General features: G+C 59.4%; 15 protein-coding genes. 9 read left to right on the top strand and 6 right to left on the bottom strand.

Annotated features, from left to right (window positions below; translation table 11 throughout):
• Positions 1-9: 9 nt before the first annotated feature.
• On the bottom strand, positions 10-1,404 hold the full coding sequence (locus AC1DIH_RS20575; protein WP_477773079.1) for a class II fumarate hydratase: 1,395 nt from the start codon (positions 1,402-1,404) through the stop codon (positions 10-12).
• 192 nt (positions 1,405-1,596) lie between these two features.
• Between AC1DIH_RS20575 and AC1DIH_RS20570 the strand changes: the two genes are divergently transcribed.
• The 7 genes from AC1DIH_RS20570 (at position 1,597) to AC1DIH_RS20540 (ending at position 9,438) form a co-directional block, all read left to right on the top strand.
• Entirely contained in the window at positions 1,597-2,121 is a 525-nt protein-coding gene (locus AC1DIH_RS20570) for a DUF2059 domain-containing protein (RefSeq protein ID WP_477773078.1), read from the top strand.
• Positions 2,122-2,134: 13 nt separating this feature from the next.
• Positions 2,135-2,434, top strand: a complete 300-nt coding sequence (locus AC1DIH_RS20565) for a BolA family protein (protein ID WP_477773077.1) — start codon at positions 2,135-2,137, stop codon at positions 2,432-2,434.
• 102 nt (positions 2,435-2,536) lie between these two features.
• Positions 2,537-3,478: an oxygen-dependent tRNA uridine(34) hydroxylase TrhO gene (gene trhO / locus AC1DIH_RS20560; RefSeq protein ID WP_427532181.1), complete on the top strand. Its 942-nt coding sequence runs from the start codon at positions 2,537-2,539 to the stop codon at positions 3,476-3,478.
• A 36-nt stretch (positions 3,479-3,514) separates the two neighbouring features.
• Complete coding sequence (locus AC1DIH_RS20555; RefSeq protein ID WP_477773125.1) at positions 3,515-4,117, top strand: DsbA family protein; 603 nt, start codon at positions 3,515-3,517, stop codon at positions 4,115-4,117.
• Positions 4,110-5,927, top strand: coding sequence for an ABC transporter ATP-binding protein (locus AC1DIH_RS20550; protein ID WP_477773076.1), 1,818 nt, complete (start codon positions 4,110-4,112; stop codon positions 5,925-5,927). The genes AC1DIH_RS20555 and AC1DIH_RS20550 overlap by 8 nt, the downstream gene beginning before the upstream one ends.
• 211 nt (positions 5,928-6,138) lie before the next feature.
• Positions 6,139-8,598, top strand: a complete 2,460-nt coding sequence (locus AC1DIH_RS20545) for an EAL domain-containing protein (RefSeq protein ID WP_477773075.1) — start codon at positions 6,139-6,141, stop codon at positions 8,596-8,598.
• Positions 8,599-8,676: 78 nt separating this feature from the next.
• Positions 8,677-9,438 carry a TenA family transcriptional regulator gene (locus tag AC1DIH_RS20540; protein ID WP_477773124.1) on the top strand — a complete coding sequence of 254 codons (762 nt, stop codon included), beginning with the start codon at positions 8,677-8,679 and terminating at the stop codon, positions 9,436-9,438.
• Positions 9,439-9,579: 141 nt separating this feature from the next.
• On the opposite strand, the gene AC1DIH_RS20535 is transcribed toward AC1DIH_RS20540, so the two are convergent.
• From AC1DIH_RS20535 to AC1DIH_RS20515, 5 genes are all read right to left on the bottom strand, one after another.
• Positions 9,580-10,506 carry a GGDEF domain-containing protein gene (locus tag AC1DIH_RS20535; RefSeq protein ID WP_477773074.1) on the bottom strand — a complete coding sequence of 309 codons (927 nt, stop codon included), beginning with the start codon at positions 10,504-10,506 and terminating at the stop codon, positions 9,580-9,582.
• A gap of 369 nt (positions 10,507-10,875) precedes the next feature.
• Complete coding sequence (locus tag AC1DIH_RS20530) at positions 10,876-11,616, bottom strand: YciK family oxidoreductase (protein ID WP_477773073.1); 741 nt, start codon at positions 11,614-11,616, stop codon at positions 10,876-10,878.
• An 82-nt stretch (positions 11,617-11,698) separates the two neighbouring features.
• On the bottom strand, positions 11,699-12,370 hold the full coding sequence (gene mupP, locus AC1DIH_RS20525; RefSeq protein WP_477773072.1) for an N-acetylmuramic acid 6-phosphate phosphatase MupP: 672 nt from the start codon (positions 12,368-12,370) through the stop codon (positions 11,699-11,701).
• 4 nt (positions 12,371-12,374) lie between these two features.
• Complete coding sequence (gene ubiG, locus AC1DIH_RS20520) at positions 12,375-13,073, bottom strand: bifunctional 2-polyprenyl-6-hydroxyphenol methylase/3-demethylubiquinol 3-O-methyltransferase UbiG (RefSeq protein ID WP_019692990.1); 699 nt, start codon at positions 13,071-13,073, stop codon at positions 12,375-12,377.
• A gap of 62 nt (positions 13,074-13,135) precedes the next feature.
• Complete coding sequence (locus AC1DIH_RS20515; RefSeq protein WP_477773071.1) at positions 13,136-14,467, bottom strand: TRZ/ATZ family hydrolase; 1,332 nt, start codon at positions 14,465-14,467, stop codon at positions 13,136-13,138.
• 108 nt (positions 14,468-14,575) lie between these two features.
• Between AC1DIH_RS20515 and mtnA the strand changes: the two genes are divergently transcribed.
• Positions 14,576-15,652, top strand: a complete 1,077-nt coding sequence (gene mtnA / locus AC1DIH_RS20510) for an S-methyl-5-thioribose-1-phosphate isomerase (protein ID WP_477773070.1) — start codon at positions 14,576-14,578, stop codon at positions 15,650-15,652.
• A 434-nt stretch (positions 15,653-16,086) separates the two neighbouring features.
• Positions 16,087-18,756, top strand: coding sequence for a DNA gyrase subunit A (gene gyrA / locus AC1DIH_RS20505; protein ID WP_477773069.1), 2,670 nt, complete (start codon positions 16,087-16,089; stop codon positions 18,754-18,756).
• Positions 18,757-18,773: the final 17 nt, after the last annotated feature.

Genomic DNA, 18,773 nt, shown 5'->3' with positions numbered 1-18,773 from the left:
CGTTCAGAATCACCCCTGCTTCCCAGCCTCCAGCATATTCTCCGGCCGCACCCAGGCATCGAACTGCTCATCCGTCAGATAACCCAACTGCAACGCCGCCTCACGCAGGGTCAGCCCTTCGGTATAGGCTTTCTTGGCAATCTCGGCGGATTTGTCGTAGCCGATGTGCGGGTTCAGCGCCGTCACCAGCATCAAGCCGCGCTCCAGGTGAGCCGCCATCTGCCCGGCATCCGGCTCAAGGCCTGCAATGCAATGCTGCTGGAAGTTACTGCAGCCATCGCCGAGCAAGCGGATCGATTGCAGCAGGTTGTGAATGATCACCGGCTTGAACACGTTCAGTTGCAGGTGACCCTGGCTGGCGGCGAAACCAATCGCCACGTCGTTGCCCAGCACCTGGCAGGCGAGCATCGACAGCGCTTCGCACTGAGTCGGGTTGACCTTGCCGGGCATGATCGAACTGCCGGGCTCGTTGGCGGGCAACTTGACCTCGGCGAAACCTGCTCGTGGTCCGGAGCCCAGCAAGCGCAAGTCATTGGCGATTTTCATCAGGGTCACGGCGAGGGTTTTCAGCGCGCCTGACAGCGTGGTCAATGGTTCGTGCCCGGCCAGCGCAGCAAACTTGTTCGGCGCGGTGATAAACGGCAGGCCGGAGAGCGCGGCCAGTTCAGACGCAATCGCCTCGCCAAAACCATGCGGCGAATTGAGGCCGGTCCCCACTGCCGTACCGCCCTGAGCCAGCTCGCAGACGGCCGGCAAGGCGCTGCGGATCGCACGTTCGGCGTAATCGAGCTGCGCGATGAACGCCGAAAGCTCTTGGCCGAAGGTAATCGGCGTGGCATCCATCATGTGCGTGCGACCGGTTTTCACCAGTTTCATATGCCGTGCGGCCTGCTCGGCCAGACCGGCGGAGAGTTCAGCGATGGCCGGCAACAGGTGCTGTTGCACGGCCTGCACCGTGGCGATATGCATGGCGGTGGGGAAGCTGTCGTTGGAGCTTTGCGAGCGATTGACGTGGTCGTTGGGGTGCACCGGAGCCTTGCCGCCACGAGGGTTGCCGGCCAGTTCGTTGGCACGGCCGGCGATCACTTCGTTGACGTTCATGTTGCTTTGGGTGCCACTGCCGGTCTGCCAGACCACCAGCGGAAACTGGTCGTCATGCTGACCGTCGAGCACTTCGTCGGCGGCCTGTTCGATCAGCCGGGCAATGTCGGCCGGCAGATCGCCGTTGCGACTATTGACCCGTGCTGCGGCCTTCTTGATCAGGGCCAAGGCGTGCAGTACGGCCAGCGGCATGCGTTCATTGCCAATGGCAAAGTTAATCAGCGAGCGCTGTGTCTGAGCGCCCCAGTAGGCTTCATCCGGGACTTCCACTGGGCCAAGGCTGTCGGTTTCGATACGGCTCATCGGTTACATTCCTGTAGGTCTGATAGCGCAGTTTAGGCCGTGAATGACGCTTGGGGTTCCATCAGTCGTTTTTTTAACCGTTCGGTCCTGAAAATCAGGCCTGGCAAGGGGGAGGGGTTGAGCGCATGCGTTTTTTAGGCGCAGAATGRCCCCCCTTGGGGTTTTACCTCGCCTGCTAGAAAAGGAAACTCGATGACTCGTCTTCGTGCCATCTGTACCGCGGTTGCTCTGGTCTGTGCCAGCGGCCAGGTTTTCGCCGATACCGCCAGCCATAACGCCAGTGCCGAAGCTTTCCTGACCCTGGCGCACGCTGACAAACTGGGCACACCGGTGTACATGCAAGTGCAGCAAATGTTCGCCCAGCGCTTTGAACAAACCAAAGCGCCGGAATCGAAAAAAGCCCTGCTGGAAACCTACCAGGCCAAGGCCAACGCCGCTCTGGACCAAGCCATTGGCTGGAACAAACTGAAGCCGGACATGGTCAAGCTCTACACCACCAACTTCAGCGAATCCGAGCTCAAGGACCTGGTCGCGTTCTACCAGTCGCCACTGGGCAAGAAAGTCCTGGAAAAAATGCCTCAGCTGACTCAGCAATCCGCCCAGATGACTCAAGCCAAACTGGAAAGTGCGGTGCCTGTGGTCAACAAGCTGCTGTCTGACATGACTGCCGAGCTGACGCCGAAAGACGCTGCCGCTCCAGCCAAGAAAAAGCCTTGAGCGGAGCCCCGCAATGACCATGCAACAACGTATTGAATCGGCACTGGGCGCGTTGCAACCTGCGCATCTGGAGGTGCTGGACGAAAGTCATATGCACAGCCGTGGGCTGCAAACCCACTTCAAGGCCGTGGTGGTCAGCGAGCAATTTGCCGGGCTCAACAGCGTCAAGCGTCACCAGAAGGTCTACGCCACGCTGGCTGACCTGATGGGCGAATTCCATGCGTTGGCGCTGCATACCTATACGCCAGAGGAATGGGCAAAGACCGGCGCGGCACCTGCCTCACCGACCTGTGCTGGCGGCAGTAAGCATTAAGCTTCGGTTTTTTGTTAGAATCCGCAACGCGCCGCTTAGCCGGCGCGTTTTTTTTCGCATCCGGTTCACCCCTTGCGCGGGTAGCCACCTGGAGAATCACCCATGACACAACAGATTGTCGTGGCGGCACTGTATAAGTTCGTCACCCTTGAAGATTACGTCGCCCTGCGCGAGCCACTGTTGCAGGCGATGGTCGACAACGGCATCAAAGGCACCTTGCTGATTGCCGAAGAAGGCATCAACGGCACGGTTTCCGGAAGCCGTGAAGGCATCGACGGGCTGATGGCCTGGCTCAAGAATGACCCGCGCATGGACGACATCGACCACAAAGAGTCGTACTGTGACGAGCAGCCGTTCTATCGCACCAAGGTCAAGCTCAAGAAAGAGATCGTCACCCTGGGTGTTGAAGGCGTTGACCCGAACAAGAAGGTCGGCACCTACGTTGATCCGCAGGACTGGAACGCGTTGATCAGCGACCCTGAAGTGCTGCTGATCGATACCCGCAACGACTACGAAGTGTCGATCGGCACCTTCGAAGGCGCGATCGATCCGAAGACCACCAGTTTTCGCGAATTCCCCGACTACATCAAAGCCAACTTCGACCCGGCCAGGCACAAGAAAGTCGCGATGTTCTGCACCGGCGGCATTCGCTGTGAAAAGGCTTCGAGCTACATGCTCGGCCAGGGCTTCGATGAAGTCTTCCACCTCAAGGGCGGAATTCTCAAGTACCTCGAAGAGGTGCCGCAGGAAGAAACCAAATGGCAGGGCGACTGCTTTGTGTTCGATAACCGCGTCACCGTTCGCCACGACCTGAGCGAAGGCGACTACGATCAATGTCATGCCTGTCGTACGCCGGTGAGCGTGGAAGACCGCGCATCCGAGCACTACGTCGCCGGCATCAGCTGCCCGCATTGCTGGGATAAGCTGAGTGAGAAGACCCGTCGCAGTGCGATCGACCGGCAGAAACAGATCGAACTGGCCAAGGCTCGTAATCAGCCGCACCCGATTGGTTACAACTACAAGCAATCCAACACCGAGGCCTGAACCATGTCCGCGCGCCTGCTCTATGTAATGGATCCGATGTGCTCCTGGTGCTGGGGTTTTGCTCCGGTGGCCGAGGCGCTGGTCGAGCAGGCGCAGGCCGGGGGCGTTGATGTGCATTTGGTTGTCGGCGGTTTGCGCACCGGCAGTGGTGCGGCACTGGAACCCACCACGCGGCGCTACATTCTCGAACACTGGCAGGCGGTTGCCGAAGCCACCGGCCAGCCGTTCAAGTTCGAGGGCGCGCTGCCCGACGGTTTTGTCTACGACACTGAGCCGGCCTGCCGCGCACTGGTGACGGCGCGCAGCCTGGCACCGGATTGCGCCTGGAAACTGCTCAAGCTCATCCAGCAGGCTTTTTATGCCGAGGGGCGTGACGTCACCCGTGCCAGCGTGTTGGTGGAGTTGGCCGAACAAGCCGGTTTGCCGCGTATCGAGTTCGCGGCAGCGTTCGACCGTGCCGATCAGCACGCGGCGACGGCGGCAGACTTCACCTGGGTTCAGGATCTGGGCATCGCCGGCTTCCCGACCTTGCTCGCCGAGCGCAATGGTCAATTGGCGCTGTTGACCAATGGTTATCAACCGCTCAGCGAACTGGCTCCGTTGCTCGGCCGTTGGCTGGAGCGCGCAGCCTGTGCATGAGCAACCCGATGATGCGCCACAACCCAAGCGGGTCGATCGGCTGAGTTGGGCGGAAATCCGTCGTCTGGCACTTCAACATAAAAAATCCTTGTGGATCGCCAACGGTGTCGCCGTATTGGCGACCCTGTGCAGTGTGCCGATCCCTTTACTGTTGCCATTGCTGGTGGACGAAGTGCTGCTGGGGCATGGCGACGCCGCACTGAAAGTCATGAACCACGTGCTGCCCTCCGGCTGGCAACGTGCTGCCGGTTACATCGGCTTGATGTTGCTGGTGACCTTGACCCTGCGTTGCGGTGCGTTGATGTTCAACGTCTTGCAGGCGCGTCTGTTTGCAGGTCTGGCCAAGGACATCGTCTATCGTATCCGCGTACGGCTGATCGAGCGGCTCAAGCGTATTTCCCTTGGCGAATACGAAAGCCTGGGCAGCGGCACGGTGACCACGCACCTGGTCACGGACCTGGACACTGTCGACAAATTCGTCGGCGAAACCCTTAGCCGTTTTCTGGTGGCGATGCTCACGCTGGTCGGTACGGCGGGGATTCTGGTGTGGATGCACTGGAAGCTGGCGCTACTGATCCTGTTGTTCAACCCGCTGGTGATCTACGCCACCGTGCAGCTGGGTAAGCGGGTCAAACACCTGAAAAAACTCGAGAACGACAGCACTTCCCGGTTCACCCAGGCACTGACTGAAACCCTGGATGCAATACAGGAAATCCGCGCTGGCAATCGTCAAGGGTTCTTCCTCGGACGGCTCGGATTGCGGGCGCAGGAAGTGCGCAACTATGCCGTCAACTCACAGTGGAAAAGCGACGCCTCGAGCCGTGCCAGCGGATTGCTGTTCCAGTTCGGCATCGATATCTTCCGCGCCGCCGCCATGCTCACCGTGCTGTTCTCCGACCTGTCCATCGGACAGATGCTGGCGGTGTTCAGCTACCTCTGGTTCATGATCGGGCCGGTCGAGCAACTGCTGAACCTGCAATATGCCTATTACGCAGCGGGTGGTGCGCTGACGCGAATCAACGAGCTGTTATCGCGTGCCGACGAGCCGCAATACCCAGGTGGCGTTGACCCGTTCAAAGGGCGCGAGACAGTGGGCATCGAGGTCCAGGGCTTGAGTTTCGGCTACGGCGGTGAGTTGGTGCTGGATCAGATGAACCTGTCCATCGCGCCCGGCGAAAAAGTCGCGATCGTGGGCGCCAGTGGTGGCGGTAAAAGCACGCTGGTGCAATTGCTGTTGGGGCTCTATACACCGCAATCGGGCAGCATCCGTTTTGGTGGTGTCACTCAACAGGACATCGGCCTGGAAACCGTGCGCGAGAATGTCGCCGTGGTGTTGCAGCATCCGGCACTGTTCAACGACACCATACGGGCTAACCTCGCCATGGGCCGCGAGCGCAGCGATGAAGCCTGCTGGCAGGCACTGGCAATCGCCCAGCTCGAGGCGACGGTCAAGGCGTTGCCGCAAGGCCTGGATAGCGTGGTTGGCCGCTCCGGTGTGCGCTTGTCCGGCGGGCAGCGCCAACGCCTGGCGATTGCGCGCATGGTGCTGGCCGAACCCAAGGTCGTGGTCCTCGATGAGGCGACTTCGGCGCTGGACGCCGCCACCGAATACAACCTCCATCAGGCGCTCGCGCGGTTTCTCAGCGGTCGCACAACACTGATCATCGCTCACCGGTTGTCGGCGGTAAAACAGGCGGACCGCGTGCTGGTGTTCGATGGCGGGCAAATTGCCGAGGATGGCGACCACCAGCAACTGATTGCCGAGGGGGGGCTGTATGCCAAGTTGTATGGGCATTTGCAGCAGCATTAGCAATCTTGAGTTTTGCCCGGATTTCTGTGCTTATTGATCAGCCATCCTTTTTGGGAATCGGCCTTGTGGCCCCTTTGATTGTTGCGTTGTCCCTAAATCGAGCTTGATCGAAGCCGGATGTCTTCGAAAAATCGAAAATTAGCCTAGTCTGTGCTGCTAGGAGCGGAATTCTCTCGGGTGTTCATCAGGCAGCGCTTGTGCAAGGGATCTCATGAAGCAAAAGCGGACTCTCGGAACGCCACGGTTGTTGGGCATCGTCTGGCCATTTATCGCCGTCGTGTTGTTTCAGGCCTTGTTGGGCGGCGTCAGCCTGTACGTTTTGTCGGCGGTTCGCGGCTATGTTGCCGGAGAAAGCCTGTGGTCCAAGGGCCAGAAAGACGCTATCTATTACCTCAATCTGTACGCTGACAGTCGCGACGAGTCGATTTTCCTCAAGTACCAGAAGGCTATTTCAGTGCCCCAGGGCGGGCATGAACTGCGGGTCGCGCTGGATCATCAACCGCCTGATCTCGAAGCCGCCAGGCGGGGCATCCTCAAGGGCGGCAACCATCCCGATGACGTTTCAAGCCTGATTTGGCTGTACCTGAACTTCCGGCATTTCAGTTACCTGGAAACCGCTATCGATCGTTGGACCGTGGGTGATGCCTACCTGATGCAGCTCGATAACGTGGCCCTTGAAATGCATCAGCACATTGCCAGCGACCAGGCGAGCGACGCCGACGTTCAGCGCTGGAAAGCCCGGATATTTGCCATCAACGAAGCGGTGACACCCGCTGCCAAAGCGTTCAGTGACGCATTGGGCGAGGGTTCGCGGCTGATTTTGCGGTTGTTGCTGTTCACTAACCTGGCCACGGCGTTGGGGTTGATTGCCCTGGCACTCTTGCGCACCCATAAGCTACTGGCTCAGCGCCACGCGTTTGCCAATGCCTTGCAGCTGGAAAAGGAGCGCGCGCAAATCACCTTGCAGTCCATTGGCGATGGCGTGATCACTACCGACGTTGAAGGCGCCATTGCTTACATGAACCCGGCAGCCGAGGAGTTGACCCACTGGAAGGCTGAGCAGGCAATCGGGCTACCGCTGGCAGCCTTGTTCAATCTGCTGGATGAAAATGCCCAGGCGGATGGCTTCACGCTGATCGAGCATATTCTCAGCGGTCAGCTCAGCGGCGGCAGTGAACATTCCAAACTGATTCAGAGGCTTGATGGCAGCACGGTTTCGGTCACGTTGGTGGGGTCGCCGATTCGTAATGCGGGTAAAGTCAGTGGCACGGTGCTGGTGCTGCATGACATGACCCAGGAGCGGCAGTACATCGCCAATCTTTCCTGGCAGGCCACTCACGACGCACTCACCGGGCTGGCCAACCGCCGCGAATTCGAATATCGCCTGGAGCAGGCGTTGCACAGCCTGACCCGCCAGCCGGCCCGACATGCCTTGATGTTCCTCGATCTGGATCAATTCAAACTGGTCAACGACACCTGCGGACATGCGGCGGGTGATGAGCTGCTGCGGCATATCTGCGCGCTGTTGCAGTCGGGTTTGCGCGAAGGTGACACCCTGGCCCGATTGGGCGGCGACGAGTTCGGCATTCTGTTGGAAAACTGCTCGCCGCAAGCCTCGGAAAAAATCGCCGAGGGCCTGCGCCAGACGGTACAAAACCTGCACTTTGTCTGGAAAGGCCGGCCATTCGTGACCACCGTCAGCGTCGGTCTGGTGCACATCATTCAAGCTCCGGCCACCCTTGAGGCTTCATTGCGTGCTGCCGACATGGCGTGCTACATGGCCAAGGAGAAGGGGCGCAATCGGGTTCAGGTCTATCATGCTGACGACTCCGAGTTGTCCCTGCGCTTTGGCGAGATGGCCTGGGTCCAGCGCCTGCACATGGCGCTTGAGGAGAACCGCTTCTGCCTGTACTCACAGGAAATCGCTGCGCTGGGGCATACAGAACGGGGCGGTGGGCATATCGAAATCCTGCTGCGCCTGCACGACGAAGCCGGGCGGATGATTCTGCCGGACAGCTTCATTCCTGCTGCCGAGCGTTACGGACTGATGACGTCCCTGGACCGTTGGGTGGTCGAGAATGTTTTCAGGATTATTGCGCAGGGTATCGCGCAAGAGCGTAATGGGCCGTTGGCCATGTGTGCGATCAATCTGTCAGGCACTACCATCGGGGATGAGGCTTTTCTGCACTTTCTGCGTGAAAAGTTCACTGCCTACGCCATCCCGCCTGAAATGATTTGTTTTGAAATCACTGAAACCAGCGCGATTTCCAATTTGGGTAGCGCAATCAGATTTATTAATGAACTCAAAGGGTTAGGGTGCCATTTTTCGCTGGATGACTTTTGCGCCGGTATGTCCTCATTCGCTTATCTGAAACATTTACCTGTAGACTTCTTGAAGATCGACGGGAGTTTCGTAAAGGATATGCTGGACGACCCGATTAACCGTGCAATGGTCGAAGTGATCAATCACATCGGTCATGTCATGGGTAAGCGCACCATTGCCGAGTTTGTTGAAACGCCCCAGATCGAGCAGGCATTGCTGGAGATCGGGGTGGATTATGCTCAAGGGTATGTTATCGAACGCCCGCAAATGTTTACCTGTGACAGCCTGCATTGTCGGCCCACCAGGCCGCAGCCACTGTTATTCAAGGCGCCTGGCACGTTCCGTTGAAGTCTCTTGCTGATCCGTACAATCACAATCAAAAGGAGTGCGACAGTGATCGATACATTCAACAGATCCGGCCCGCTTATGGAAGCCGCAAGTTACCCCGCCTGGGCTCAGCAACTGATCCGGGATTGCAGCGAGAGCAAGCGTCGGGTTGTCGAACATGAACTGTATCAGCGGATGCGTGACAACAAACTCAGTGCAAGGACCATGCGTCAGTACCTGATTGGTGGCTGGCCGGTCGTTGAGCAGTTCGCGTTGTACATGGCGCAAAACCTGACGAAGACCCGCTTTGCCCGCCATCCCGGCGAGGACATGGCGCGCCGCTGGCTGATGCGCAACATTCGGGTTGAGCTCAATCATGCCGATTATTGGGTGCACTGGAGTCGTGCACATGGCGTCAGCCTCGATGATTTGCAGGCACAGCAGGTTGCACCTGAGCTTCATGCGTTGAGTCATTGGTGCTGGCATACCAGCTCGGCGGATTCGCTGATCGTGGCCATTGCGGCAACCAACTATGCCATTGAAGGGGCGACCGGGGAGTGGTCGGCGCTGGTGTGTTCCAGTGGGGTCTACGCGGCAGCGTTCCCTGAGGACGACCGCAAGCGCGCGATGAAATGGCTGAAAATGCATGCTCAATACGATGATGCCCATCCGTGGGAAGCCCTGGAAATCATCTGCACGCTAGCGGGCCTGAACCCCACCAGATCCCTGCAAGCTGAACTGCGTCAGGCGATCTGCAAGAGCTACGACTACATGTACCTGTTCCTGGAACGCTGCATGCAACTGGAACACTCGGAAAGGGTTCCGGTAGCCCGGGAGCGGATGGCGCTGGTCGAAAGCTGATCCATTAATTCAAGACAACGCAAAACCATTGTGGGAGCGAGCCTGCTCGCGATGAAGATACCTCGGTTTTCCAGTTAAACCGGGTTGCCTGCATCGCGAGCAGGCTCGCTCCCACATTTGGTTTGTGTGGTTGCTGGCGATTCAACCCGCCATCGCCAACCGGTTACGCCCCTCGCGCTTGGCCACATACAGCGCACTGTCGGCACGTCGCAACAGGCTGTCTGCAGACTCACCCGGCAGCAGCGTCGAGCATCCGAGGCTGACCGTTAAGCCGATCAGCGTCCCATCCGCCGAATACTCCCCGGCTTGCGCGGCATGGCGCAGGCGTTCGCCTATCATCGCTGCGGCTTCGCGGCTGGTGTTGGAGAGCAGAATCAGAAACTCTTCTCCGCCGAAGCGAAAGACCATGTCTACGTTGCGCAACTGGTCTTTGATCGAGGTTGCGACAGCCTTCAACACGTCATCGCCGGCACTGTGACCATAGTTGTCATTGATCTGTTTGAAGTGATCGATATCGAGCATCAACAGCGACAGCGACTGCATGTGTCGCCGGGCCATGTCGATCTCCCGTTGCAGGGTCTGATCCATGGCAATGCGATTGCCGGTGCCGGTCAGTGGGTCGCGCATTGCACTTTGAGTGGCCGCTCGATAGAGCAGGGCGTTGCGCATCGGGAAGAGCAAGGTGGATAGCAGGGACTCGAGGTTACCCTGATCCTTTTCGCTGAAGCGCTGATTGCGACGGAACACCAGATCGCCCAGGTGTGTGCCTTCGTGGCTCAGGCTATAGCTCACCGAGTGATGCCCGCGCTGACCGAACTCCAGGCGCAGATCGCTGGTTTTGTGTTGATAGTTCAAGGCGTCCAGTGGCACAAGGCGCTGAATTTCGCGGAAAAACAATCCCAGAATGCGCTGCGGCTCAAGGCTGGTTTGCAGTTGCAGGCCCAGTTGCTGGCGCAATTGACCGAGGCTGGCAGGACGCTCCAGGAGGGGCGGCAACTGGCCAAAGCCCAGTCGCTGCATTTTGGCGCTATCGAAGTCGATTGCGTTGGTCTGGGTTGGAGATTTCATATGGCGTGAGCCCCTAAGCAGGAATGCTGTCTTACAGGCTGGGTGAGAGCGGCTTTGGGCTGCGCGTCATACTGGTCCATCAGTCCCGTAGGACAGGTGGCTAGATTTTAGTCCGCTTTGTCGAGCAAACGTAAGCTCGACATGGCGCTGCCCGATCGCTAACACGCTGCGTGTTTCAACAGGGTTAGAGCGAAAGTCATGCCATTCGGTTCAAACGAATAAAACTCGTTTTAAATCAGCTTGTTGGCTCTTGAGTCGGTTTCTGCTAGCTGATTCGGCGACATTTGATTGACTTCAAACAGGCGCTTGGAAGGGGGGAGGCGCGTGCCGCGACAGTATGCCGTCGCGGCAGCGGGGTGCGGCGAGGGCTTACTGAGCGTTGAACGCCTGACCGTTGATGCCGGTGCTGTCCGGCCCCATCAGGTACAGGTAGACCGGCATGATCTCTTCGGGTGTCGGGTTGTTGGCGGGGTTTTCGCCCGGGTACGCTTGAGCGCGCATGCTGGTGCGGGTAGCGCCTGGGTTGATGCTGTTGGAGCGAACCGGCGCGACGTTGTCGACTTCGTCGGCCAGGGTTTGCATCAGGCCTTCGGTGGCGAACTTCGACACGCCATAAGCGCCCCAGTACGCACGACCTTTGCGACCGACGCTGCTGGAGGTGAAGATCACTGAGGCGTCCCGAGACAGCTTGAGCAGTGGCAGCAGGGTGCTGGTCAGCATGAACATGGCGTTGACGTTGACGTGCATCACGCGCATGAAGTTTTCGCCGGAGAGCTGCTCCAGTGGCGTGCGCGGGCCAATGATCGAGGCGTTGTGCAGCAAGCCATCAAGGTGACCGAATTCGGTTTCGATCATGGCCGCCAGTTCGTCGTACTGGTGCGGCAGGGCGGTTTCCAGATTGAACGGAATCACGGCAGGCTGTGGATAACCGGCGGCTTCGATTTCGTCGTAAACCTGAGTCAGATTGGCCTCGGTCTTGCCCAGCAGCAGTACGGTAGCGCCGTGAGCTGCATAGGTTTTTGCCGCCGCAGCGCCGATACCACGACCGGCGCCAGTGACCAGGATGACCCGATCCTTGAGTAGTTCAGGGCGGGCGGAATAATCAAACATAGAAAACCTCTACAAGAGTTAGATCGTTCCCACGTCGAACCGTCCGCGTGGGAATGCAGCCCGTGACGCTCCGCGTCACTGCTCAGCAACTGCACAGCGCGTTATCGAGCACCTTGCGCAACTCCGAAGGGTGGTCCACCACCACGTCGGCCCCCCAGTTTCGTGGGTTGTCATCGGGGTGAATGTAGCCAAAGGTCACCGCGGCGGTCCGGGTTCCGGCATCGCGGCCCGACTCGATGTCGCGCAGGTCATCGCCCACGAACAGCACGCTGGCCGGGTCCAGGTCGAGCATTTTGCAGGCGAGGATCAACGGCTCCGGATGCGGCTTGCTGTTGGTCACGTGGTCTGGGCAAATCAGCAGCGCCGAGCGCTCGGCCAGTCCCAGCTGTTGCATGATCGGTTCAGCGAAGCGCAGCGGTTTGTTGGTCACCACGCCCCAGATCAGATTGGATTTCTCGATGTCGGCCAACAGCTCGGCCATGCCATCGAAAAGTTTGCTGTGAATCGCGCACCCCGTGAGGTAACGCTCCAGGAACTCCAGTCGCAATGCCTCGAAACCCGGCGATTCCGGGTCCATCGAGAAGGTTACCGCCACCATGGCTTTCGCCCCGCCGGAGATCTCGTCGCGGATGTGTTTGTCCGGGATCGGCGCCAACCCGCGGTCAGCCAGCATGCTTTGGCAGATGGCAATGAAGTCCGGCGCGGTGTCGAGCAGGGTGCCGTCCATGTCAAAAAGAACTGCTCTGATTGCCATCGGCTTACTCCTCGCGCAGCGTCTGGATCATGTAGTTGACGTCAACGTCGGCGGCCAGCTTGTAGTGCTTGGTCAGCGGGTTGTACGTCAGGCCGATGATGTCCTTGACGCTCAGGCCGGCCTGGCGGCTCCAGGCACCGAGTTCAGAAGGGCGGATGAATTTCTTGAAATCATGCGTGCCGCGCGGCAGCAGCTTCATGATGTATTCGGCGCCGACGATAGCGAACAGGTAAGCCTTCGGGTTGCGGTTGATGGTCGAGAAGAACACCTGGCCACCCGGTTTTACCATGCGGAAGCAGGCACGAATGACCGACGACGGATCGGGCACGTGCTCGAGCATTTCCAGGCAGGTGACCACGTCGAATTGCTCGGGCATTTCTTCTGCCAGGGCTTCGGCGGTGATCTGCCGGTACTCGACGCTGACGCCGGATTCCAGTTGATGCAGTTGCGCGACTGCCAACGGCGCTTCGCCCATGTCGATGCCCATCACGGTAGCGCCGCGTTGTGCCATGGATTCGCTGAGGATGCCGCCACCGCAACCGACGTCCAGAACCTTCTTGCCGGCCAGTTTGACGCGCTCGTCAATCCAGTTGACCCGCAGCGGGTTGATATCGTGCAGCGGCTTGAACTCGCTTTCGCGGTCCCACCAGCGATGAGCCAGGGCTTCGAATTTGGCGATTTCAGCGTGGTCGACGTTGCTCATGGGTAATCCTCTAAATCTAAAAAATTCTGCTGTCAACCTTGAGGTTCGGCTCAAGGGGCGTTCTATTCGGCATGTCCGCTGATGCGCCGGCCCCAGGCGGTGGCCGTGGCGCATAGCTGTTGTTCATCGAGACGCGTCAGGCGCCGGTCGTCGAGCAATTGCTTGCCGGCGACCCAAAGGTGTTTCACACAGTCCCGGCCGGTGGCATAGATCAGCTGCGAAACCGGGTCATAAACCGGTTGCTGGGCCAGGCCAGACAGGTCGAAGGCCACCATGTCCGCGGCCTTGCCGACTTCCAGCGAACCCACTTCGGCTTCCAGCCCCAGCGCACGGGCCCCGTTGAGGGTCGCCATGCGCAAGGCGCGATGGGCGTCCAGTGCCGTGGCCGAGCCGGCAACGGCCTTGGCCAGCAGGGCGGCGGTACGGGTTTCGCCCAGCAGGTCGAGGTCATTGTTGCTGGCCGCGCCATCGGTGCCGACCGCCACATTGACTCCAGCCTGCCACAAGCGCTCCACCGGGCAAAAGCCGCTGGCCAGTTTCAGGTTCGATTCAGGGCAATGAATCACGCTGGTGTTGCTTTCTACCAGTAACGCCAGGTCTTCTTCGCTGATTTGCGTCATGTGGACGGCCTGGAAGCGCGGTCCGAGCAGGCCAAGGCGACCGAGTCGGGCCAATGGCCGCTCGCCACGCTGTTCGACCGAATTCTGGACTTCGAAGGCTGTTTCGTGGACGTGCATGTGAATCGCTGCGTCCAGCTCCTCGGTGATGACCCGGATTTTTTCGAGGTTTTCGTCACCGACGGTGTAGGGTGCATGAGGACCGAAGGTGATTTTGATGCGCGGATGATGCTTGAGGTCGCTGAACAGTTCGACGCCCTGACGGATAGCTTCATCTGCATCGCTGGCGCCGGGAATCGGGAAATCAAGGATCGGGATGGCGATTTGCGCGCGAATTCCGCTGTTGTGCACGCGTTCGCTGGCAACTTTCGGGAAAAAATACATGTCCGAGAAGCAGGTGATGCCGCCTTTGATCTGCTCGGCAATGGCCAGGTCGGTGCCGTCGCGGACGAAGGCCTCGTCGACCCATTTGGCCTCGGCTGGCCAGATGTGCTGCTCAAGCCAGGTCATCAGCGGCAAATCATCGGCCAGGCCACGAAAGAGTGTCATCGCCGCATGTCCGTGGGCGTTGATCAGGCCCGGGCTGAGCAGCATGCCCGGCAGTTCGCGGACTTCGCTGGCCTTGAGCTTCAAGGCTTCGCTGCGCGGGCCGATGAAGGCAATACGCCCGTCGCGGATACCCAGGCCGTGCTCCTTGAGGACTACGCCAGCGGGTTCGACAGGTACTAACCAGGTCGGCAGCAAGAGTAAGTCGAGCGCAGCGGCAGGATTCGGCATCGAGGGTTCGGTCCAGTGCTTTTATAAAGGATGGCGAAGTATACCCGAGCGTCTTCGCGGGGGGATCGCTATAATCGGCGGCTTTTGTTCATGAGTGCGGGGTGAGGGATGCGCGATCGACTGTTGGCTGCGGAGAAGGTGAAGGCCATCGATTGGCGGGACGGCGCCCTGTACCTGCTGGATCAGCGCATTCTGCCATTCGAGGAAACCTGGATGGCCTATACCAGCGCAGCGGGTGTGGCTGAGGCAATCCGCTCGATGGTGGTGCGTGGTGCTCCGGCAATTGGTATCAGCGCCGCCTACGGCGTGGTGCTGGCGGCGCGCGCGCGGTTTGCTGCGGGTGGCGACTGGCAGGCCGCGCTGGAAGAGGATTTTGCCCTGCTCGCGGATTCACGGCCGACCGCCGTCAACCTGTTCTGGGCACTGGGGCGCATGCGCGAACGCCTGGAGCGGCTCAAGGATCACCCCAATCCATTGGAAGTGCTTGAGGCAGAGGCCTTGGCAATCCATGAAAGTGATCGCGAAGCCAACCTGACCATGGCGCAATTGGGTGTCGACCTGATCCGCAAGCATCAGGGCAATGCCCAGGCTGTCCTGACTCACTGTAATACGGGGGCGTTGGCGACGGGCGGCTTCGGCACTGCGCTCGGGGTGATTCGTGGCGCGTTCCTGGAAGGCATGATCGAGCGGGTTTACGCCGACGAAACCCGGCCTTGGCTGCAAGGCTCGCGCTTGACTGCCTGGGAACTGGCCAACGAAGGCATTCCGGTTACCCTGAACGCCGACTCGGCCGCAGCGCACATCATGAAAACCAAGGGCGTGACCTGGGTGATCGTCGGTGCTGACCGAATTACTGCCAACGGTGACGTGGCGAACAAGATCGGTACGTACCAGTTGGCGGTCAACGCCATGCACCACGGCGTGCGTTTCATGGTGGTGGCACCGAGCTCGACCATCGACATGAACCTGGCCAGTGGTGACGACATCCCGATCGAAGAGCGTGATGGCAGCGAGTTGCTGGAAGTAGGTGGCAAGCGGGTGGGGGCTGATGTCGATGCCTTTAACCCGGTGTTCGATGTCACGCCGGCTGACCTGATTGACGCCATCGTCACCGAAAAAGGCATCGTCGAGCGCCCGGATGCCGCGAAGATGGCACAACTCATGTGCCGTAAGCGGTTGCATTGACGATCTCGGGCGTCTGATAAATCGCTTTCGCGAGCAGGCTCGCTCCCACATTGGATTGATGTCGTTCGCAAAATCTGTGAACGACTCGGTCAATTGTGGGAGCGAGCCTGCTCGCGATGGGGCCCTCAAGGCCAACAAATCAGCCTGAGACGGACCTGTGATTTGCCTCAGAGCCTCTCTCGTCGCCTTTACGCCTGTCACCGGTCAACTAACTATGCTCCATGCGCATCAGGGGGATAGGTGCGTGGCGGCTCTTGTGATAACATCCGGCGGTTTCCAAGGCAGCCCGATGTGGTTGCCTTTACTGCGCAGATCCATGGCATAACTCGTTGATTTGTCGTAAGTCGGTGCTGGCACTCAGCCTGCAGCGGCGAGCTTCGTTCGTCCCATATGGATGTGACGAAGTTTCACCAGAAAAAGGAATCAGGCTTCTCATGGGCGAACTGGCCAAAGAAATCCTCCCGGTCAATATCGAAGACGAGCTGAAACAGTCCTACCTCGACTACGCGATGAGCGTAATTGTCGGGCGGGCACTGCCTGATGCGCGCGATGGCTTGAAGCCCGTGCATCGGCGTGTGCTGTTCGCGATGAGCGAGCTGGGTAACGACTTCAACAAGCCGTACAAGAAATCTGCCCGTGTTGTCGGTGACGTGATCGGTAAGTATCACCCGCACGGTGATACTGCGGTGTACGACACCATCGTTCGTATGGCACAGCCATTCTCGCTGCGTTACCTGCTGGTAGACGGTCAGGGCAACTTCGGTTCGGTCGACGGCGACAACGCCGCTGCGATGCGATACACCGAAGTGCGCATGACCAAGCTGGCGCACGAGCTGCTGGCTGACCTGCATAAAGAAACCGTGGACTGGGTGCCGAACTACGACGGCACCGAAATGATCCCGGCGGTCATGCCGACCCGCATTCCCAACCTGCTGGTCAACGGCTCCAGCGGTATCGCCGTGGGCATGGCGACCAACATTCCGCCGCACAACCTCGGTGAAGTCATCGACGGTTGCCTGGCACTCATCGACAACCCCGAGTTGACCGTCGATGAGCTGATGCAATACATCCCCGGTCCGGACTTCCCGACCGCCGCGATCATCAACGGTCGCGCCGGCATCATCGAAGCCTACCGTACCGGTCGTGGCCGCATTTACATGCGCGCCCGTTCGATCATCGAAGACATCGACAAGGTCGGTGGCCGTCAACAGATCGTCATCACCGAACTGCCTTACCAGTTGAACAAGGCGCGCCTGATCGAGAAGATCGCCGAGCTGGTCAAAGAGAAGAAGCTGGAAGGCATCACCGAACTGCGCGACGAGTCCGACAAAGACGGTATGCGCGTGGTGATCGAGCTGCGTCGCGGTGAAGTGCCCGAGGTCATTCTCAACAACCTCTACGCCCAGACCCAGCTGCAAGCGGTGTTCGGTATCAACATCGTCGCGCTGATCGACGGCCGTCCGCGGATCCTGAACCTCAAGGACCTGCTGGAAGCCTTCGTTCGTCACCGTCGCGAAGTCGTTACCCGCCGTACCGTGTTCGAGCTGCGTAAAGCCCGCGAGCGTGGTCACATCCTCGAAGGTCAGGCGGTTGCGCTGTCGAACATCGACCCGGTCATCGCCCTGATCAAGGCCTCGCCAACGCCGTCGGAAGCCAAGGAAGCGCTGATCAGCACGCCTTGGGAATCCACCGCGGTGGTGGCGATGGTCGAGCGTGCCGGTGCAGATTCCTGCCGTCCGGAAAACCTCGATCCACAATACGGTCTGCGCGACGGCAAGTACTTCCTGTCGCCAGAACAGGCGCAAGCCATTCTGGAGCTGCGTCTGCACCGTCTGACCGGCCTGGAACACGAAAAACTGCTGGCCGAGTATCAAGAGATCCTCAACCAGATCGGCGAGCTGATCCGCATCCTCAACAGCGCCACGCGCCTGATGGAAGTGATCCGCGAAGAGCTGGAAGTGATTCGTGCCGAGTACGGCGATGTGCGTCGCACCGAAATTCTCGATGCGCGTCTGGACCTGACCCTGGGTGACATGATCCCGGAAGAAGAGCGCGTCGTGACCATTTCCCACGGTGGCTACGCCAAGACCCAGCCATTGGCTGCGTACCAGGCCCAGCGTCGTGGCGGTAAAGGCAAGTCGGCTACCGGCGTCAAGGATGAGGACTACATCGCTCACCTGCTGGTCGCCAACAGCCACACCACGCTGCTGCTGTTCTCCAGCAAGGGCAAGGTGTACTGGCTGAAAACCTACGAAATTCCTGAGGCATCCCGCGCTGCCCGTGGTCGTCCGCTGGTCAACCTGCTGCCGCTGGACGATGGTGAGTACATCACCACCATGCTGCCGGTCGAGGAATACACCGAAGGTCATTACATCTTCATGGCCACCGCCAACGGCACCGTGAAGAAGACCCCGCTGGAATCCTTCAGTCGTCAGCGCAGCGTTGGCTTGATCGCGCTGGAGCTGGACGAAGGCGACGTGCTGATCAGTGCTGCCATCACCGATGGCGAGCGTGAAGTCATGCTGTTCTCCGATGGCGGCAAGGTTACCCGCTTCAAAGAATCCGACGTTCGCGCCATGGGCCGTACCGCTCGCGGTGTCCGCGGCATGCGTCTGCCGGAAGGTCAGAAGCTGATTTCCATGCTGATCCCGGAAGAAGGCAGCCAGATCCTCACCGCTTCGGCGCGTGGTTTCGGCAAGCGTACCGCCATCACCGAGTTCCCTGAGTACAAACGTGGCGGTCAGGGCGTTATCGCCATGGTCAGCAACGAGCGTAACGGCCGTCTGGTCGGTGCAGTCCAGGTGCTCGACGGCGAGGAAATCATGCTGATTTCCGACCAGGGCACCCTGGTGCGTACTCGTGTCGATGAAGTATCCAGTCTGGGTCGTAACACCCAGGGCGTGACCCTGATCAAGCTGGCCAACGATGAAACACTGGTCGGCCTGGAGCGGGTTCAGGAGCCATCGGAAGTCGAAGGCGAAGAGCTGGAAGGCGAAGAGGGCGCCGAACTCGAAGGCGTCGTGCTCGATGCCGGCACCGAGCCGGACGATACTGTCGAAAGCCAGCAGGCTGAAGCAGCTGACGAAGAAGAGTCGCAAGACTAACCAAATCGTAGCAGGGC

The sequence above is a fragment of the Pseudomonas sp. 05N36 genome (assembly GCF_056397385.1).
Note: the sequence above shows the minus strand (reverse complement) of the source record. Positions and strands in the feature narration are given on the sequence as shown.